This window comes from Streptomyces sp. NPDC047453, from assembly GCF_040643155.1.
GTDB lineage: Bacteria > Actinomycetota > Actinomycetes > Streptomycetales > Streptomycetaceae > Streptomyces.
On sequence record NZ_JBEYTS010000047.1, the window covers coordinates 15,966 to 35,751 of the forward strand.

General features: G+C 70.9%; 14 protein-coding genes. 10 read left to right on the forward strand and 4 right to left on the reverse strand.

What is annotated here, in order from left to right; genetic code table 11:
• Window positions 1-95: 95 nt before the first annotated feature.
• The 3 genes from ABZ818_RS30015 to ABZ818_RS30025 form a co-directional block, all read right to left on the reverse strand.
• On the reverse strand, window positions 96-2,600 hold the full coding sequence (locus tag ABZ818_RS30015) for a SpoIIE family protein phosphatase (protein ID WP_361421356.1): 2,505 nt from the start codon (window positions 2,598-2,600) through the stop codon (window positions 96-98).
• 150 nt (window positions 2,601-2,750) lie between these two features.
• Entirely contained in the window at window positions 2,751-5,141 is a 2,391-nt protein-coding gene (locus ABZ818_RS30020; RefSeq protein WP_361421359.1) for an MFS transporter, read from the reverse strand.
• Between the two features lie 158 nt (window positions 5,142-5,299).
• On the reverse strand, window positions 5,300-5,743 hold the full coding sequence (locus ABZ818_RS30025) for an SRPBCC family protein (RefSeq protein WP_361421362.1): 444 nt from the start codon (window positions 5,741-5,743) through the stop codon (window positions 5,300-5,302).
• Window positions 5,744-5,934: 191 nt separating this feature from the next.
• Between ABZ818_RS30025 and ABZ818_RS30030 the strand changes: the two genes are divergently transcribed.
• The 3 genes from ABZ818_RS30030 to ABZ818_RS30040 all read left to right on the forward strand — a co-directional run bounded on the left by ABZ818_RS30030 (window position 5,935) and on the right by ABZ818_RS30040 (window position 9,220).
• A complete protein-coding gene (locus tag ABZ818_RS30030; RefSeq protein WP_361421365.1) occupies window positions 5,935-6,990 on the forward strand; it encodes an Rv2578c family radical SAM protein in 1,056 nt (351 codons plus the stop codon).
• 134 nt (window positions 6,991-7,124) lie between these two features.
• Window positions 7,125-8,720 carry an alpha/beta hydrolase gene (locus ABZ818_RS30035; RefSeq protein ID WP_361421368.1) on the forward strand — a complete coding sequence of 532 codons (1,596 nt, stop codon included), beginning with the start codon at window positions 7,125-7,127 and terminating at the stop codon, window positions 8,718-8,720.
• Window positions 8,721-8,821: 101 nt separating this feature from the next.
• Entirely contained in the window at window positions 8,822-9,220 is a 399-nt protein-coding gene (locus ABZ818_RS30040) for a RidA family protein (protein WP_361421371.1), read from the forward strand.
• Window positions 9,221-9,277: 57 nt separating this feature from the next.
• Here the strand turns inward: ABZ818_RS30040 and ABZ818_RS30045 are convergent, their stop codons facing one another.
• The gene (locus tag ABZ818_RS30045; RefSeq protein ID WP_361421374.1) at window positions 9,278-9,853 is read right to left on the reverse strand and encodes an adenylosuccinate lyase; all 576 of its coding nucleotides are present in this window, start codon (window positions 9,851-9,853) and stop codon (window positions 9,278-9,280) included.
• Between the two features lie 373 nt (window positions 9,854-10,226).
• On the opposite strand from ABZ818_RS30045, the gene ABZ818_RS30050 reads away from it, so the two are divergent.
• The 7 genes from ABZ818_RS30050 to ABZ818_RS30080 all read left to right on the forward strand — a co-directional run bounded on the left by ABZ818_RS30050 (window position 10,227) and on the right by ABZ818_RS30080 (window position 19,670).
• Window positions 10,227-12,032 (forward strand): 3-hydroxybutyryl-CoA dehydrogenase, encoded by a 1,806-nt coding sequence (locus ABZ818_RS30050; protein WP_361421377.1) that lies wholly within the window; start codon window positions 10,227-10,229, stop codon window positions 12,030-12,032.
• A 136-nt stretch (window positions 12,033-12,168) separates the two neighbouring features.
• Complete coding sequence (locus tag ABZ818_RS30055; RefSeq protein WP_361421380.1) at window positions 12,169-12,987, forward strand: TetR family transcriptional regulator; 819 nt, start codon at window positions 12,169-12,171, stop codon at window positions 12,985-12,987.
• A gap of 481 nt (window positions 12,988-13,468) precedes the next feature.
• A complete protein-coding gene (gene ccrA, locus ABZ818_RS30060; protein WP_361421437.1) occupies window positions 13,469-14,806 on the forward strand; it encodes a crotonyl-CoA carboxylase/reductase in 1,338 nt (445 codons plus the stop codon).
• A 9-nt stretch (window positions 14,807-14,815) separates the two neighbouring features.
• On the forward strand, window positions 14,816-16,864 hold the full coding sequence (locus ABZ818_RS30065; RefSeq protein ID WP_361421383.1) for a protein meaA: 2,049 nt from the start codon (window positions 14,816-14,818) through the stop codon (window positions 16,862-16,864).
• On the forward strand, window positions 16,861-17,886 hold the full coding sequence (locus ABZ818_RS30070; RefSeq protein ID WP_361421385.1) for a CoA ester lyase: 1,026 nt from the start codon (window positions 16,861-16,863) through the stop codon (window positions 17,884-17,886). The genes ABZ818_RS30065 and ABZ818_RS30070 overlap by 4 nt, the downstream gene beginning before the upstream one ends.
• Before the next feature lie 5 nt (window positions 17,887-17,891).
• The gene (locus ABZ818_RS30075; RefSeq protein ID WP_361421388.1) at window positions 17,892-18,461 is read left to right on the forward strand and encodes a MaoC family dehydratase; all 570 of its coding nucleotides are present in this window, start codon (window positions 17,892-17,894) and stop codon (window positions 18,459-18,461) included.
• A 3-nt stretch (window positions 18,462-18,464) separates the two neighbouring features.
• Entirely contained in the window at window positions 18,465-19,670 is a 1,206-nt protein-coding gene (locus ABZ818_RS30080) for an acyl-CoA dehydrogenase family protein (protein WP_361421391.1), read from the forward strand.
• Window positions 19,671-19,786 lie beyond the last annotated feature (116 nt).

Genomic DNA, 19,786 nt, shown 5'->3' on the forward strand with positions numbered 1-19,786 from the left:
CCGGTCTACCGGCCAGGGCCCGGCCCCACAACCGCCGGATGCCGGAGCGGGACCGGGGGCACGGGACGCTCGAACGGTGGCGTGCCGGGGCCGGGTCAGCGGCGGGGCAGGGCGAGTTCGAACCAGACCGTCTTGCCGGTGTCCGTACGGCTCGTGCCCCACTCGCGGGCGAGGGTGCTGACCACCCGCAGGCCCCGGCCGGACTCGTCGGCCGGGCCGGCGCTCAGCAGGGTGGGCAGGTCGTGGTCGTCGTCCTCCATCTCGCACAGCAGGGTGTCGCCGCGGACGAGGCGCAGTTCGACCGGTCTGCCGTGGGAGTGCCGTACGGCGTTGGTGACCAGCTCGCTGACCATCAGCTCGGTGGGGTCGGTGAGCCGGGCCAGGCCCCACTCGTGCAGTTGCTCACGGACCACGGCGCGGGCCCGGCCCACCTCGGCGCGATCGCGGGCCAGACGCCATTCGGCGACGTCGTCCGGCTCGATGCCGTTCAGGCGGGCCATCAGCAGCGCCACGTCGTCCTTGCGGCCACCACGCGTGTTCAGGGCGCGGATGATCGTGTCGCAGGCGTCGTCCATGGACGCGGCCGGGTGGGCGGCGGACTCGCACAGTGCGGCGAGACCCACACCGATGTCCTCGCCGCGCACCTCGACCAGCCCGTCGGTGCACATCACCAGCCGGTCGCCGGTCCGCACGGGGACGCGTACCGCCTCGAAGGGCACCCCGCCGACGCCGATGGGCGCCCCCGTGGGCAGGTCCAGCAGCTCGCTGCGGCCGTCGCCCGCGCGCACCAGGACCGGCGGGATGTGGCCGGCGTTGGCCAGGTGCACCTCGCTCGCGATCGGGTCGTACACGGCGTACAGGCAGGTCGCCAGGTAGGTGTCGCCGAGCCGCTGCGCGAGGTCGTCCAGGTTGCGCAGCAGCTGGGCGGGCGGCAGGTCCAGCGCGGCCATGGTCTGCACGGCCGTACGCAACTGCCCCATCATCGCGGCCGAGTTCAGGCCGTGCCCCATGACGTCGCCGACGACCAGGGCGGTGCGGGCCCCGGGCAGCTTGACCGAGTCGAACCAGTCACCGCCGACCCGGCCGAGCAGCGTGCCGGGCAGATAGCGGGTGGCGACGTCGCAGCCCGCCATCCGCGCCGGGATGCTCGGCAGCATGCTGTCCTGGAGGGTCTCGGCGACGCTCTCCTGGTACGTGTACATGCGCGCGTTGTCGAGCACGAGGCCCGCGCGGGCGGCGAGTTCGGCACCGGTGACCCGGTCCATGTCGTTGAACTCGGCGCGCTCCGGGTGGCGCAGCAGGACCATGAAGCCGAGGACGACGTTGCGCGCCTTCAGCGGCACGACGAGCATGGACCGGTGGGTGATCAGCGGCCGGATGTCGCGCTTCTCGAACTGCGAGGCGACGGCATGGCCCATCTCCTCGCTGATCCGCGGCACGAGCACGGGCTCGCCGGAGGTCATGCACTGGAAGAACGGCGTGTGCGCCGGGAACGGCATGGCCTCGCCGACCGGTACGACGTCGTCCCAGCGGCCCGGTTCGTCGTTGTGCTCCACGGCCACCCGGTGCCACATGGTCCTGGTGTCCGGCACGCCCTCCGGGAACCCCTCCCCGGCGACGACCTGTTCGCGCAGATAGGTGCCGGCGACGTCGGTGAAGCGCGGGACGACGGCCCGGCTGACCTCGACGATGGTCCGCGCGAGGTCGAGCGAGGTGCCGATCCTGCCGCTGACCTCGTTGAGGAACTCCAGGCGCTCGCGCACGGCGGCGTACTCGAGATCCTCGCCCCCGTCGTCGGCCGGTTCCTCCGGTAAGGACAGTCCCTGGGCCGCCGCCCGCGCGGCCCGCTCGCGGCGCGCCCTGCGCTCGACCCGCCGCGGCACACCCCAGTCGGGGGTGACGGGCACCCGGTCGTTCTGGCTGAACTCCAGTACCGGGTAGCCGAGTTCGAGCACCTGCGCGACGATGCGGGCGCTCTCTCCGACGCTCATGCTGGGCAGGATCTCGGGCAGCCGGCGCGCGAGTTCGTCGGCGCCGGGGAAGTCGGTGTGCAGGGCGAAGGCCGGCGCGATGCGCTCGAACTCGCCCGCCTCCACGACCTGGTCCGCGTCCTCGTCCGCGTCCGCGTCAACGTGTCCGTCGCCGTGGCGCAGCCCGTCCGCGTCGGCGGCGAGCACGAGCAGCCGCTCCCGCCCCGGGCCGACCAGCGGGTACGCCCACCACAGGACGTCCACCCGGTCCCGTTCCGGCACGGCGAGCCGGGCCCGGCCGGCGGCTGGGTAGGACAGCCGCCCGTCCAGCGAGGACTCCAGACCGGGTCCTAGCCCGTCATAGCCGCCGTGGGACCGGTAGGGGGCACCGTCCGCCTCGTCGGGCAGGGCGCCGGAGACGGGCAGCAGGTCGGCCGCCGGAGTGCCGATCGCCTGTTCCTTGGCTCTGCCGAGCAGCCGCCGCGCGCCCCTGCTCCAGTGCGACACCAGGCCGTCGTCGTCGACCACGACCACGGCCAGCGGGACCCGTCCGGCCGGGACGTCCGCCGCCACCGCGCGGCCCCCGGCTCCGCGGCCCGGAGGTACGCCCCATTCGGTGCCACGGTCCATGACCCAGGCCCCTCTCCCCACGGCTGCGCAAGATCTGCTCCCCCGGGCACCACGGTACGGCGACGGCCCGTCACGATGTGCGGCAATACGCGAATTGGTCTCAGGGTGAGCGCACCTGCGCGCGGTGGTGCGCTCCCCCCGACGAGCTGCTCAGTCCTCGTGCCCGAGCTGGAGATCCCGTTCCGTACGTCCACCGCCCGCCACCTGCAGCACCGTGGCGACGGGCGGGTAGCCGGCCGCGATCACGGTGTACTCGCCGGAGGACAGGTCGACGAACCGGAACGTCCCGTCGGGTCCGGTGGTGAGCGTGTCGACGACGTTGCCCGCGGCGTCGAGGAGGGTGACGCGCGCATCCTCGACGGGCCGCCCGCCACCGGCCCGGACGGTCCCGCGCAGCACGGCCCCGCCCGCGAGCTCGACGTCCTGGCGGGTCTCCCGCGCGGCCTGCACGCTGACCGGCAGCGCGGCCGGGCGGAAGGCGGGCGCGCTGCCGGCGAGGGTGTACTCCCCGGCGACGAGCTCGGTGATGGCGTAGCCGCCCTCGCGCCCGCTGCGAGTGCTGGCGACGACCTCGCCGTGCACATTGGTCAGGGTGACGGTGGCGTCGCGCACGGGGCTGCCGTCGGCGGTGCGCACGGTGCCCGTGAGGCGTCCGGCGCCGCCGAGGACGACGTCGAGTTCGACGGGCCGCTCGCCGACCGTCACGGAGACGGCCTGCGGCTGGTGCCCGCCGGCCGCGGCGATCAGGACGTACGACCCGGTGCCCGGCGTGGACAGCGCGTACCGCCCGTCGTCGCCGCTCGCGCCCCGGCCGATCTGCTGTCCCGCGACGTCGATCAGGGTGAGCGCCGCGCGGGGCACGACGGTGCCGTCCGGATGCTGCACGGTGCCGCAGACGGGCACGCCGGCGGCGAAGGGTGAACGGGCCTGCGGCACGGTGGGGTTCAGCGGCGCGGTCTCCGGGTCGGTCACATGGGCGTTGTGGGACACCAGCGGTTTCTCCTTGAGGAAGAAGGCGATGAGCAGGCCGAGGACGAGCACCGGCACCAAATAGAGGAAGATCCGCGGCATGGCGTCCGCGTACGCCCCCACGTAGGCGTCGCGCAAGGCCGGCGGCAGTGCCCGCACGGCCTGCGGGGTGATCGACTCGGGGTCGGGGAGGGCGGCACCCGCGCGCGCGGGGACGCGGTCGCGCAGGGCGTCGGTGAGCCGGCCTGCGAACAGGGTGCCGAAGACGGCGGCGCCCACGCTGCCGCCGATCTGCCGGAAGTAGTTGTTGGCGCTGGTCGCCGTGCCGAGGTCGGCGGGGCGCACCGAGTTCTGCACGGCGAGCACCAGCACCGGCATCACCAGGCCGATCCCGGCGCCGAGTACGGCCATCCAGATGCTGTACTGGAGCCGGGACGTGTCGACTTCGAGCCGGGACAGCAGCCACATGCCGAGGGCGGACAGGGCGCTGCCGAGGACGGGATAGATCCGGTAGCGGCCGGTGTGGCTGATGAGCTGCCCCGAGACGATGGACGCCCCCACGATGCCGCCCATCATGGGCAGCATCAGCAGTCCGGACTCGGTGGCCGAGGCGCCGTCGACCATCTGGAGGAAGGTGGGCAGGTAGCTGGCCGCCCCGAACAGCGCGACGCCGACGACGAGTCCGACCAGGCCGCTGACGTTGAAGACGGAGTCGCGGAACAGCCTGAGCGGGATGAGGGGTTCGACGGCGAAGCGCTCGGCGACGAGGAAGAGCGCGGTGGCCGCGACGGCGCCCGCGCCCAGCCCCAGGATGACCCGTGAGCCCCAGGCGTACTCGGTGCCGCCCCAACTGGTCAGCAGCACCAGGCAGGTGGAGGCGGCAGCCAGCAGCAGGGCGCCCAGCACGTCGAAGCCGGCCCTGACCCGTGGCCTGGGCAGCTTCAGCACGACGGTGATCACGGCCAGGGTGACCAGGCCGAACGGCACATTGATGTAGAAGCACCACCGCCAGGACAGGTGGTCGGTGAAGTAGCCGCCGAGCAGCGGCCCGGCGACGGAGGCGAGTCCGAAGGCCGCGCCGATGAGTCCCATGAACCGGCCGCGCTGCCGGGGCGGCACGATGTCCGCGATGATGGCCTGCACGCCGATCATCAGTCCGCCCGCGCCGATGCCCTGCACCGCGCGGAAGGCGATGAGCTGGTCCATGGTCTGCGCCCGTCCGGCGAGCGCGGAGCCGGCGACGAAGACGGCGATGGCGAACTGGAAGACGCCCTTGCGGCCGATCAGGTCGCCGAGCTTGCCGTAGATGGGCAGGCCGATGGTGGAGGTGAGCAGATAGGCGGTGATCGCCCAGGACATCCGGTCCAGGCCGTGCAGCTCGCCGACGATCTTCGGCAGCGCGGTGGCGACGATCATCTGGTCGAGCGCTGCCAGCAGCAGCGCGAGCATCAGCCCGACGAAGACCAGCCGCACCCCGCGGGGGCCGAGCCGCGGGGCGGGGGCCGGCGGCGGGGCGGGGACCCTGGGGGGCGCCGCGACCGGCTCGTCCTGCACCAGAGTGATCCCGCCCACGTACCGCTCCCTCGTCGCACCTGCCACACAATTGCCGCGCAATGCGACAACTGTGGGCAAGACGATGAGTTACGGCGGGCCTCCAGTCCGGAGGGAGATCCACTCGAACCGGTGAGGCGCCAACGACGCTCGTCGGCAGAGGAGTTGCTCCAGAAAGGCTACTTCTCGACCTCGGTGGCGAGCTTGGCGAGCATCGCGTCGTAGATCCGGGCGAGGCCCTTGGGGGCGAACGTCCTCTCGAAGAAGCCGCCGATGCCCCCGGCCCCCTTCCAGGTGGTGGTGACCACGACGCGGGACTTGCCCTCGCCGGCCGGGGTCACACGCCAGACGGTGACCATGGAGGAGTTGCGGTCCTTCTCGATCAGCTCGCCGTCGGAGGGCTCGGACACCTCCATCAGGCAGTCGCGGACCCGCTTGCTGGTGGCCTGGAGCTTCCAGTGGACGAGGGTACCCTCGCCGTCGCCACCCTCGCGCACCTCGTACTCGCTGAAGTGCTCGGGCAGCACCTTCGGGCGGGTGCCGCTGTAGTCGGCGACCGCGTCGAACACAGTCTCCGCGTCGGCGGCGACGACCCGCTCCGTAGTGGCCTCGACCTGCGCCATGGCTTCCTCCAGGACATCCGTTCTCAGGCTTGGGGCAAGCCAATCACCCCGCTGCCCGGGGCCCCAAATCGGGGCCCGGCAAGTGATCGAAAACGGCACAGCGGGCGATCGGGAACGGCGTCCGTACGGTCACCCGCACGATCAAGGGAACATGTGTTCTATTCTGTGGGGAGCACTATCGAGGAGGCGCCATGCGCTGGGACAACCTCACCGTGGACCCGGGGAACTCCGGGGACTCCGGTCACGGCCGGGCCGACGCCGCGCTCTTCGGGGCGGACGCGGTCGTCACACGTACGTTCGACACTCCCGAGTTCCGCGGGATCACCTTCCACGAGATCCGGGCCCGCTCGATCATCAACCGGGTGCCGGGCGCCTCGCGCATGCCCTTCGAGTGGACGGTCAACCCGTACCGCGGCTGTACGCACGCGTGCGTGTACTGCTTCGCGCGCAAGACGCACAGCTATCTGGACCTCGACACGGGCATCGGCTTCGACACGCAGATCGTGGTCAAGGTGAACGCACCGGAGCTGCTGCGCCGCCAGCTGGCCTCGCGCCGCTGGCACGGCGAGCACATCGCCATGGGCACGAACGTGGACTGCTACCAGCGGGCCGAGGGACGCTACCGGCTGATGCCCGGCATCCTGAGCGCGCTGCGCGACCACGCGAACCCCTTCTCGATCCTGACCAAGGGCACGCTGATCCTGCGCGATCTGGACCTGCTCACCCAGGCGGCCGAGGTCACAGAGGTGGGCGTCTGCGTCTCGGTGGGCTTCACCGACACCGAGTTGTGGCGCACCGTCGAGCCGGGTACTCCCGCACCCGAGCGACGCCTGGACGTCGTGCGCACCCTCGGGGAGCACGGCATCGGCTGCGGGGTGCTGATGGCGCCGGTGATCCCGTTCCTGAGCGACCGTCCGGCCCAACTGCGCGACACCGTAAGGGAGATAGCGGCAGCCGGGGCCACCTCCGTCACCCCGCTGGTGCTGCATCTGCGACCCGGCGCCCGCGAGTGGTTCATGGCCTGGCTCGAACAGCACCACCCGCACCTCGTGCGCCACTACGAGCGGCTCTACTCCGAGGGCGCCTACGCCCCCAAGTGGTACCAGCGCCGGATCACCCGTCAGGTGCACGAGCTGGCACGGGAGTACGGGATCGGCCCGGCGCGCGCGGGAGCGGCCCGCCGCATCCAGCCGGCCGAGCCGACGCCGCCCCCGATGCCCGAACCGACTCAACTCACGCTCATTTGAGATCGTTCGAGCGCTTCACCCGGCCCAATTGGGTCAAGAATTGTCAGAACGCGTTCTTCCGCTAGATCTTTCCGGGACTATGCGGCGAGGACCGCGAGACCGCGGTCCGCAGCCTCTCCGTCCTGGGAGGACCTATGAGAAAAAGCGCTGCCGTGCTGTGCGGTGCCGCCGTCGTCATGGCCGGATCCCTCACGGCCGTCCCCGCCGACGCGAGCACGCCGCATCCCGCAGCCGCCGTATCCGCCGCCAAGGTCACATGGAAGAAGTGCGGCACCACCAGGTATCCGGCCCTCCAGTGCGGATCCGTGAAGGTGCCGCTCGACTACAGGCATCCGTCCGGGAAGAAGATCACGCTGGCGCTGTCCCGCGTCCCGCACACCGCCAAGACCTACCAGGGCCCCCTGCTGGTCAACCCCGGCGGCCCCGGCGGCAGCGGCCTCTCACTCGCCGGTTTCGTCGCCTCCTCCCTGCCCAAGGAGGTCGCGGCCCAGTACGACGTCATCGGCTTCGACCCGCGCGGCGTGGGCAAGAGTTCCCCGGCGCTCGACTGCAAGCCGGGCTCCTTCAAGCCGGTGCGCCCGGATTCGGTGCCGAACACTCCCGCGATCGAGAACGCCAACCTCGCACGCGCGACGTCCTTCGCCGCCGCCTGCGGCAAGAAGTACGCGAGCGTGCTGCCGCACATCAACACGGTCAACGCGGCGACCGACATGGACGCGATCCGCCGGGCCCTCGGCGCGAAGAAGATCAATTACTTCGGTTACTCCTACGGCACCTATCTCGGCGCGGTGTACGCCAAGCTCTTCCCCGAGCGGGTGCGCCGGCTGGTCCTCGACTCGATCGTGGACCCGACGGGCGTCTGGTACGAGGACAACATCAAGCAGGACTACGCCTTCGAGGGCCGCCAGCAGGCCTTCGTCGCGTGGATCGCGAAGCACGACTCGACCTACAAGCTGGGCACGGACCCGGCGAAGATCGAGGCCAAGTGGTACGCGATGCGGGCGGCACTCGCCAAGAAGCCCGCGGGCGGCAAGGTCGGCGCCTCCGAACTGGAGGACACCTTCATCCCGGGCGGCTACTACGACGGCTACTGGCCCTACCTCGCCCAGGCGTTCGCGGCGTACGCGAACGACAAGAAGACCGGGCCGCTGGTCGAGGCGTACGACAACTTCGCCGCCGTGGACGCCTCCGGCGACAACGGCTACAGCGTCTACACCTCCGTGCAGTGCCGGGACGCCTCGTGGCCGCGCGACTGGCGGCAGTGGCGCAAGGACAACTGGGCCGTGTACGCCAAGGCACCGTTCATGACCTGGAACAACGCCTGGTACAACGCGCCCTGCGCCTTCTGGCCGGTCTCGTCCAAGCGCGCGGTGAACGTCGCCAACGGCAAGCTGCCGCCGGTGCTGCTGTTCCAGGCGACCGACGACGCGGCCACCCCGTACGAGGGCGGTGCCACGGTGCACCGGCTGCTGCGGAACTCCAGCCTGGTGGTGGAGCAGGGCGGCGGCAACCACGGCATCACGCTGAGCGGGAACGCCTGCCTGGACAAGCACCTGGCGACGTATCTGACGAACGGCAAGGTGCCGCGCGGGCACGGTGTCGCGGACGCGGTGTGCCAACGGCTGGCCGAACCGAAGCCGCTGGGCGCGGCGGCGGCCGCCGCGGCCGCCTCCCCGTCCGGCGCGGCGCGCGGGGCGGCGCTGCACGACCTCGTCCGCTTCCGCGGCTGAGCGGCGGAACCGGCTCCGCCGGGCCGCCGCAAGCGGTCTGACGGCCCGTCGGGGGCGGTGACCGGATCGTGGTTGCCGGACGCATGGTCCACCATGGACGCATGAGCGAGCCAACCAGGATTCCCGCCCCCGACGGGGTCGCCCCCGCCGCGCACTACTCCCATGTCGTCATGGGCACCGGCCGTTTCGTCGCGATCTCCGGACAGGTCGCCCTGGACGAGAACGGCGAACTCGTGGGCGAGGGCGACCCGGACGCGCAGGCCCGGCAGATCTTCGAGAACCTCCGTCGCTGCCTGGCCGCCGCCGGCGCGACCTTCGACAACGTCGTCAAGTTCACCTACTTCCTCACGGACACGGCCCACCTCCCGGCGATCCGCGCCGCCCGCACGGCCCACCTGGCCGACGACCGCCTGCCCGCCTCCTCGGCCGTCCAGGTCGCGGCCCTGGTCCGCCCCGATTTCCTGATGGAGGTCGAGGCGTTCGCCGTACTGCCCGAGTGAGGTGTTCGCGCGCCCGGCCGCCGGACCCGTCCGCGTGCTCCCGCGGGTCCCGGCTGCTCACCCGGACTTCGGGATACGGGCCAGGGCGTCGACCGCCGCCTCCGCCAGGGCCGGGTGGGCGAGGGCCTCGGTGAGGACGGGGCGGGCCCGGCCGTCGCCCAGCTCGCCCAGGCCCTCCACACAGGCCAGGGCCACCCGGCGGTAGGGGTCGTGCGGGCGGAGCCGGCGCTCCAGCGTGGTGATCAGGGCGGGCACGGACTCGGGGGCCCGCAGCTCCACCAGCAGCCGTACCGGATGCAGCGCGTAGGCGACACGCAACTCGTTGGTGGCCAGGGCCGCCGCGGCGCGGGCGGTGCGGGGATCGCCGAGCCGGGCCAGCGCGTACGCGGCACCGACGCAGCGCTGCGGGTCGCGGTGGTTCAGCAGCAGCACCAGGGACTCGAAGGCCCGCCGGTCCCCCGCGAGGCCGAGGCGGAACGCGGCCAGTTCCCGGGCCCACAGCGGCTGCCCGGGCGCCGTGAGCACCTCCGCCAGCTCGCCCGGGTCCCGGGTGGCCGCCAGATGCTCGTACGCCGCCGATCCGCCCGTCTCCTGCCGTATGCGCTCCGTGAGCGATCGCAACTCTTCGTCCACGAAAACAGCCTAGGGTCGCGATCCGTCGCGCGGGACGTACATCACAAACCCAGGGGGGTGGCGCGCTCGTTACCCACCGGTTAAGCTCAGACGAGCGAGACACCCTCTCGCACCCTCTCGCAGTGGCCTGGTGACGCAGCCACCGCGAGTGTTGTCGGTTCGGTACCCCGAGTACCGCAGTACGACCCGGCTTCGGGACAGAGCCGGTCGGCTTCGCCGGCTGCCGGGCGCTCAGGCGCCCGCGGCGACCGGCACCGGGCATGTGCGCTCACGGCCCGGCGACACCCGCAACCTCTTCCTTCCGCACCTGGTGCGCCCGTCGGCGCACCAGGGACGCGTTCCCAGTCGTCACCCTCATTTCTGGAGTCCCGCGATGGCCACTCCCCTCTCCGACATCTCCCTGTCCCCGCTGAAGACGATCGCCGTCGTCGGCCTCGGCACCATGGGCACCGGCATCACCGAGGTCCTGGCCCGCGCGGGCCGCGAGGTCGTCGGCATCGACATCAGCGAGGCGGCGGCCGCCAGGTGCGTCGCCGCCCTGGAGAACTCCACCGCCCGCGCCGTGGAACGCGGGCGCCTGACCGACCGGGAGCGCACGGACGTGCTCGCCCGCGTGCGCACCTCCACCGACCTGGCCGCGGCGGCCGACGCCGACCTGGTCGTCGAGGTGGCGCCGGAGTCGTACGAGACCAAGCAGCAGATCCTCCGGGAGCTGGACGGCATCGTGCGGCCCGGGGCGATCCTGGCCACCGGCACCAACGCCCTGTCGGTGACCCGCCTGGCAGCCGACTCGGCCCACCCGGAGCGGGTGCTCGGCCTGCACTTCTTCAACCCCGCGCAGGCCATGAGGCTGGTCGAGATCGTCGCCTCGGTGCTGACCGCCCCGCAGGCCGTCGAGGCGGTCACCGACCTCGCCCTCGAACTGGGCAAGGAGCCCGTCGCGGTCGGGGACCGGCCCGGATTCGTCGCCGACGGGCTGCTGTTCGGCTACCTCAACCAGGCCGCCGCGATGTACGAGGGGAGGTACGCCTCCCGCGAGGACATCGACGCCGCGATGCGGCTCGGCTGCGGACTGCCGATGGGCCCGCTGGCGCTGCTCGACCTGATCGGCGTCGACACCGCGCGCACGGTCCTGGAGGCCATGTACGCCGAGTCGCACGACCGGCTGCACGCCCCCGCGCCGATCCTGAAGCAGCTCAGCGAGGCCGGCCTGACGGGCCGCAAGGCGGGCCGCGGCTTCTACACCTACGAGGCCCCGGGCAGCGGCACCGTCGTGCGGGACGCGCTGACCCCGCCGGCCGGTGACGTGCTCGGCCCCGGCCGCCCCGTGCGCTCCGTCGGCGTCGCCGGCTCGGGCACCATGGCCTCCGGCATCGCCGAGGTGTTCGCGAAGGCCGGGTACGAGGTCGTGCTGGCCGCCCGCAGCGCGGAGAAGGCGCAGGCCGCCAAGGCCCGTATCGGCAAGTCGCTTTCACGCTCTGTCGACAAGGGCCGGCTGACCGCCGAGGCCGCCGCGCAGACCCTGGACCGGATCACGGCGACCGGCAGCCTCGACGACTTCGCCGAGGTGGACCTCGCCGTGGAGGCCGTCGCCGAGGACCTGGCGGTCAAGCAGCAGTTGTTCGCGGCGCTGGACAAGGTCTGCAGGCCGGGCGCGATCCTGGCCACCACCACCTCCTCGCTTCCCGTGGTCGCCTGCGCCCGCGCCACCTCGCGGCCGCACGAGGTGATCGGCATGCACTTCTTCAACCCGGCGCCCGCGATGAAACTCGTCGAGGTCGTCCGCACGGTGCTGACGGAGGACGACGTCCACGCGACGGTCCGCGAGGTCTGCGTCCGGATCAGGAAGCACGCCGTCGACTGCGGGGACCGCGCGGGCTTCATCGTGAACGCCCTGCTGTTCCCGTACCTCAACAACGCGGTCAAGATGGTGCAGGAGCACTACGCATCCCTGGACGACATCGACGCGGCGATGAAGCTCGGCGGCGGCTACCCCATGGGCCCGTTCGAACTGCTCGACGTCGTCGGTCTGGACGTCTCGCTGGCCATCGAGAAGGTGCTGCACCGCGAGTTCCGCGACCCGGGCCTGGCCCCGGCACCGCTCCTGGAGCATCTGGTGGCCGCGGGCTGCCTCGGCCGCAAGACCGGCCGAGGCTTCCGCGAATATGCCCGGCGCTGACCGGTCCGGCGACCGGTTCGCGGACGGGCGGGAGTGGGGCGGCCTGCTGGAGCCGGCGGCCGCTCCCCCGTCCACCGAGGACGGAGGAACCCGGGGACGTGCGCACCGGGCTGCACGGATGCAGTACGTTCGGGTCATGCCCCAGCCCGCCAAGTCCACACGCACACCCGCCACGCCCGACGCGCCGGAGAGCGCCGCCGGCTCCCGCGCGGCCGCCCAACGGCTCAAGATGCGCCGGGAACTGGCGGCCGCCGCGATGGAGCTGTTCGCGACCAAGGGGTACGAGGCGACCACGGTCGACGAGATCGCCGCGGCGGCCGGGGTCGCCCGCCGCACCTTCTTCCGGCACTTCCGTTCCAAGGAAGAGGCCATCTTCCCCGACCACGACGACACCCTGATCCGCGCCGAGGCCGTTCTCAACGCGGCCCCCGCGCACGAGCACCCGCTCGACACGGTGTGCCGGGGCATCAAGGAAGTCATGAAGATGTACGCGGCGCAGCCGGAGATCTCGGTCGCCCGCTACAAGCTGACCCGCGAGGTGCCCACGCTGCGCGAGGCGGAGATCGCCTCCGTGGCCCGCTACGAGCGCCTGTTCACGCGTTATCTGCTGGGCCACTTCGACGAGCGCGTGCACGCCGACGACGCCAACGACGACCCGCTGCTCGCGGAGGTCGCCGCCTCGGCCGTGGTCACCGCGCACAACCACGTGCTGCGGCGCTGGCTGCGGGCCGACGGCCGGGGAGACGTCGAGGCGCAGCTCGACCACGCCTTCGCGATCGTGCGCAAGACCTTCGGCACCGGGATCGGGGCCGGCCGCGCCGCGGCGCCCGCGTCCGGTGCCGGGCCGTCGGCGGCGGTGTCCCAGCAGGGCGAGGTGCTGGTGACGGTCGCCCGCACCGACGCGCCGCTGGATGAGGTCATGCGGACCATCGAGGAGGCGCTGAAAGAGCGCTGAAGGGTCTCGCGACGAGCGAGAGCCGCGTACCGCCTCGCGACCACGAGAGCCGCGTAACCGACGGCCACCCCCACGGGGTGGCCGTCGTTGCATGTCGGAGCACCTTTTCGCCCGTCTCGGCGGGCCCCGTTCGATCGATCATCGCTCATTTGTTGCGTAAAGTTTTCGTCTGAGCGAAAATTCTGGCACTCAGTGCCTTGCCGGATGACACGCGGTGTCATACGTTGAAGGTGTCCGGGCGGCCGGCGCGCGGCAGAACCGCACGCACGCCGACTGTCCCAGCGAACCGATGGCGGCTCGCACGCCCGGACGCCTGCGTCACAGGCAACCTCCCGCGCCACAAAGCGCTGCCGAAGCCCCACCCGCCGAACCGACGGCACCCGGCCGGACCGCCGGCCCCCTCATCACCCCTCAGCAGCACCGACGTAACCCTCAGCGCCCCTCCCTCAGGGCGCTCGACGCCGGAGGCAACACCGTGACCGTGAAGGACATCCTGGGGGCGATCCAGTCGCCGGACGCCACGTCCGCCGACTTCGCCGCCCTGCCACTGCCCGAGTCGTACCGCGCGATCACCGTGCACAAGGACGAGACGGAGATGTTCGACGGGCTCGCCACCCGCGACAAGGACCCGCGCAAGTCCCTGCACCTGGACGAGGTGCCGCTGCCCGAGCTGGGCCCGGGCGAGGCCCTGGTGGCCGTCATGGCCTCCTCGGTCAACTACAACTCGGTGTGGACCTCGATCTTCGAACCGCTGTCCACGTTCGGCTTCCTGGAGCGCTACGGCCGGGTCAGCGAGCTCACCAGGCGCCACGACCTGCCGTACCACGTCATCGGCTCCGACCTGGCCGGAGTCGTCCTGCGCACCGGCCCCGGCGTCAACGCCTGGCACCCCGGTGACGAGGTCGTCGCACACTGCCTCTCCGTCGAGCTGGAGTCGAGCGACGGCCACAACGACACGATGCTCGACCCGGAGCAGCGCATCTGGGGCTTCGAGACCAACTTCGGCGGCCTCGCCGAGATCGCGCTCGTCAAGTCCAACCAGCTGATGCCCAAGCCCGGCCATCTGAGCTGGGAGGAGGCCGCCGCCCCCGGCCTGGTCAACTCGACCGCCTACCGCCAGTTGGTCTCCCGCAACGGCGCAGGCATGAAGCAGGGCGACAACGTGCTCATCTGGGGCGCGAGCGGCGGACTCGGCAGCTACGCCACGCAGTTCGCCCTCGCCGGCGGCGCGACCCCGGTCTGCGTCGTCTCCAGCGAGCAGAAGGCGGACCTCTGCCGCGCCATGGGCGCCGAGGCGATCATCGACCGCACCGCCGAGGGCTACCGGTTCTGGAAGGACGAGCACACCCAGGACCCCAAGGAGTGGAAGCGCTTCGGCAAGCGCATCCGCGAACTCACCGGCGGCGAGGACGTCGACATCGTCTTCGAGCACCCCGGCCGCGAGACCTTCGGCGCGAGCGTGTACGTCACCCGCAAGGGCGGCACCATCGTCACCTGCGCCTCCACTTCGGGCTACACCCACGAGTACGACAACCGCTACCTGTGGATGTCCCTGAAGCGCATCATCGGCTCCCACTTCGCCAACTACCGCGAGGCCTGGGAGGCCAACCGCCTGATCGCCAAGGGCAAGATCCACCCGACGCTGTCCCGGGTCTACTCCCTGGAGGACACCGGGCAGGCGGCGTACGACGTGCACCGCAACCTGCACCAGGGCAAGGTCGGCGTGCTGTGCCTGGCGCCCGAGGAGGGCCTGGGCGTGCGCGACGAGGAGATGCGCGCCCGGCACATCGACGCCATCAACCGCTTCCGGAACATCTGAGAGGCGCACATGAGTGAGCGTCAGACACCGCGGGCGCACGCGGACAGAGACCGGCCGTGGCTCATGCGCACCTACGCCGGCCACTCCACGGCCGAGGCCTCCAACGAGCTGTACCGGCGCAACCTCGCCAAGGGCCAGACCGGTCTGTCGGTGGCGTTCGACCTGCCGACGCAGACCGGTTACGACCCCGACCACGTCCTCGCCCGCGGCGAGGTCGGCCGGGTCGGCGTGCCGGTCGCGCACCTCGGCGACATGCGCCGGCTGTTCCAGGACATCCCCCTGGAGCAGACGAACACCTCGATGACGATCAACGCCACGGCCATGTGGCTGCTGGCGCTCTACCAGGTCGTCGCGGAGGAGCAGGGCGCGGACATCACCAAGCTCCAGGGCACGACCCAGAACGACATCGTCAAGGAGTACCTGTCCCGCGGCACGCACGTCTTCCCGCCGGGCCCGAGCCTGCGGCTGACCACGGACATGATCGCGTACACGGTCTCCCACATGCCCAAGTGGAACCCGATCAACATCTGCAGCTACCACCTCCAGGAGGCCGGGGCCACGCCGGTGCAGGAGATCGCGTACGCGATGTCCACCGCGATCGCCGTCCTGGACGCGGTGCGCGACAGCGGCCAGGTGCCGCAGGAGCGCATGGGCGATGTCGTCGGCCGCATCTCCTTCTTCGTCAACGCGGGCGTCCGCTTCGTCGAGGAGATGTGCAAGATGCGGGCGTTCGGCCGCGTCTGGGACCGGATCACCCGCGAGCGGTACGGCATCGAGGACCCCAGGCACCGCCGCTTCCGCTACGGCGTCCAGGTCAACTCCCTCGGCCTCACCGAGGCGCAGCCGGAGAACAACGTCCAGCGAATCGTCCTGGAGATGCTGGCCGTCACCCTCTCCAAGGACGCACGCGCGCGTGCCGTGCAGTTGCCGGCCTGGAACGAGGCCCTCGGCCTGCCCCGGCCCTGGGACCAGCAGTGGTCGCTGCGCATCCAGCAGGTTCTGGCGTACGAGTCCGACCTGCTGGAGTACGAGGACATCTTCGAGGGCTCGAAGGTGGTCGAGGCGAAGGTGGCGGAGCTGGTGGAGGCGGTGCTCGCCGAGATCGAGCACATCCAGGAGCTGGGCGGCGCGATGGCCGCCGTGGAGTCCGGTTACCTGAAGTCGCAGCTGGTCGCCTCGCACGCCGAGCGCCGGGCCCGGATCGAGTCGGGCCGGGAGAAGATCGTCGGCGTCAACATATTCGAGGGCACCGAGCCGAACCCGCTCACCGCCGATCTGGACACCGCGATCCAGACGGTCGACCCGGCCGTCGAGGCCCGCGTGACCACCTCGCTCCGGCACTGGCGCGACACCCGCTACCAGCCGCCGTTCAACCACCCGCGCCCCTGCAAGGCACTGGAGCGGCTGAAGGAGGCGGCCAAGGGCTCCGGCAACCTCATGGAGGCCACGCTGGAGTGCGCCCGCTCGGGTGTCACGACCGGCGAGTGGGCCGGGGCCCTGCGCGAGGTGTTCGGCGAGTTCCGGGCGCCGACCGGTGTGTCCTCCGCTCCGGTGGCCGTGACCGCCGAGGAGGGCTCGGCCCTGTCCGAGGTGCGGCGCAAGGTGGACGCCACCGCCCGAGACCTGGGCGTGGGCAAGCTGCGCTTCCTGGTCGGCAAGCCGGGCCTGGACGGGCACTCCAACGGCGCCGAGCAGATCGCCGTACGTGCCCGCGACGCCGGGTTCGAGGTGGTCTACCAGGGCATCCGGCTCACCCCCGAGCAGATCGTGAACGCGGCCCTCGCCGAGGACGTGCACGCGGTCGGCCTGTCCATCCTGTCCGGCTCGCACGCCCGACTGGTGCCCGACGTGCTGGAGCGGCTGCGCCAGGCCGGCGCGGCCGACATCCCGGTGATCGCCGGCGGGATCATTCCGAACGGTGACGCCGAGCAGCTCAGGGCCGCGGGAGTGGCCGCGGTCTTCACCCCGAAGGACTTCGACATCACCGGGATCATCGGCCGTATCGTCGACGAGATCCGGAAAGCGAACAAGCTCGACCCCCTGGAGGTCCCCGCATGACCGCCCGCCCGTCGCCCGCCACCACCCCTTCAGCGAGCGGCTCCGCCGCGCCCCTTCCTGATCCCCAGGTCGACCGCCTGCGCCCCCGGCGCTCCTGCCTGGCCGTACCGGGCTCGAACCCCCGTTTCCTGGAGAAGGCTCAGGGACTGCCCGCCGACCAGGTGTTCCTCGACCTGGAGGACGCCTGCGCGCCGCTCGCCAAGCCGGAGGCGCGGCACACCATCGTCAAGTTCCTCAACGAGGGCGACTGGACGGGCAAGACCAGGGTGGTGCGGGTCAACGACTGGACGACCGAGTGGACGTACCGGGACGTCGTGACGGTGGTCGAGGGCGCGGGCCAGAACCTGGACTGCATCATGCTGCCGAAGGTGCAGGACGCCCAGCAGCTCGTCGCGCTCGACCTGCTGCTGACGCAGATCGAGAAGACCATGGGCTTCGAGGTGGGCCGCATCGGTATCGAGGCGCAGATCGAGAACGCGCGGGGCCTGAACAACGTCAACGAGATCGCGCAGGCCTCCGAGCGCATCGAGACGATCATCTTCGGCCCGGCCGACTTCATGGCGTCGATCAACATGAAGTCGCTCGTCGTGGGCGAGCAGCCGCCCGGCTACCCGGCGGACGCCTACCACTACATCCTGATGAAGATCCTGATGGCCGCGCGCGCCAACGACCTCCAGGCGATCGACGGCCCCTACCTTCAGATCCGCAACGTCGACGGCTTCCGCGAGGTGGCGGGGCGGGCCGCCGCCCTCGGCTTCGACGGCAAGTGGGTGCTGCACCCTGGCCAGGTGGAGGCCGCCAACGAGGTCTTCTCACCGTCCCAGGAGGACTACGACCACGCGGAGCTGATCCTGGACGCGTACGAATACTGCACATCCGAGGCGGGCGGCAAGAAGGGCTCGGCGATGCTCGGCGACGAGATGATCGACGAGGCCAGCCGCAAGATGGCGCTGGTCATCGCGGGCAAGGGCCGCGCGGCGGGCATGCGGCGCACCAGCACGTTCGAGATCCCGGAGGGCTGAGCGGCATGCAGTTCGGACGGACCTTCGAAGAGTTCGAGGTCGGGGCGGTCTACAAGCACTGGCCGGGCAAGACGGTCACGGAGTACGACGACCACCTGTTCTGCCTCCTGACCATGAACCACCACCCGCTCCACATGGACGCCAACTACGCCGAGAAGACGACCGACTTCGGCAAGAACGTCGTCGTGGGCAACTACATCTACTCCCTGCTGCTCGGCATGTCCGTCCCGGACGTCTCCGGCAAGGCCATCGCCAACCTGGAGATCGAGTCGCTCAAGCACGTGGCGCCGACCTTCCACGGCGACACGATCTACGGCGAGACGACCGTGCTCGACAAGTGGCCGTCGAAGTCGAAGAGCGACCGCGGCATCGTCCACGTCGAGACCAGGGGCTACAAGCAGGACGGCACGCTGGTGTGCACCTTCCGGCGCAAGGTGATGGTGCCGACCGAGACGTACACCAAGGAGCGCGGCGGCGAGCAGCCGGGCCGCCCGCCCGTCTCCCACCACCACCCTCAAACGACGCCCCTGCGGGGCGACACATCCAGTTCCGAACCCAGGGAGCAGGGGAAGTAGGCCATGGCCCGACTCGCCCAGACCGCCGGTCTGACGGACGTGCAGCAGGAGATCGTCTCCACCGTCCGGGACTTTGTCGACAAGGAGATCATCCCGGTCGCGACCGAGCTGGAGCACCGCGACGAGTACCCGCAAGCGATCGTGGACGGCCTGAGGGAACTGGGCCTGTTCGGTCTGATGATCCCCGAGGAGTACGGGGGCCTGGGCGAGTCGCTATTGACGTACGCGCTGTGCGTGGAGGAGATCGCCCGCGGCTGGATGTCGGTGTCCGGCATCATCAACACGCACTTCATCGTCGCGTACATGCTCAAGCAGCACGGCACGCAGGAGCAGAAGGACCACTTCCTGCCCCGAATGGCGGCCGGCGACGTCCGCGGCGCCTTCTCGATGTCGGAGCCGGGCCTGGGCTCCGACGTGTCGGCGATCACGTCGAAGGCGGTGAAGGACGGCGACGAGTACGTCCTGACCGGCCAGAAGATGTGGCTGACGAACGGCGGTACGTCGTCACTCGTGGCGATCCTGGTCAGAAGTGACGAGGGCCACCCCGAGGGCACCGCGCCCCACAAGTCCATGACGACCTTCCTGGTGGAGAAGGAGCCCGGCTTCGGCGAGGTCCGCCCCGGACTGACCATCCCCGGCAAGATCGACAAGATGGGCTACAAGGGCGTCGACACCACCGAGCTGATCATGGACGGGCTGCGCGTCCCGGCCGACCGGGTGCTCGGCGGCGCCACCGGCCGCGGCTTCTACCAGATGATGGACGGCGTCGAGGTCGGCCGGGTGAACGTGGCGGCCCGCGGCTGCGGCGTCGCCCAGCGCGCCTTCGAGCTGGGTGTGGCCTACGCCCAGCAGCGCCACACCTTCGGCAAGCCGATCGCCCAGCACCAGGCCATCCAGTTCAAGCTGGCGGAGATGGCCACCAAGGTCGAGGCCGCCCACGCCATGATGGTGAACGCGGCCCGCAAGAAGGACTCGGGCGAGCGCAACGACCTCGAGGCCGGCATGGCGAAGTACCTGGCCTCCGAGTACTGCAAGGAGGTCGTGGAGGACGCCTTCCGCATCCACGGCGGCTACGGCTTCTCCAAGGAGTACGAGATCGAGCGCCTGTACCGTGAGGCACCCATGCTGCTCATCGGTGAAGGCACCGCCGAGATCCAGAAAATGATCATCGGTCGCAGGCTGCTCGAAGAGTATCGGTTCCAGGGCTGAATGTCCGGCTACGGGGTGTTTTCTTCGAGAAGAAGATCACACCCCGTCAACGGTGTTCGGCTGCCGACTCGGCAGCTCGGCTTACCCAGTTGTGGCCCTTAACCGCTACGATCGCG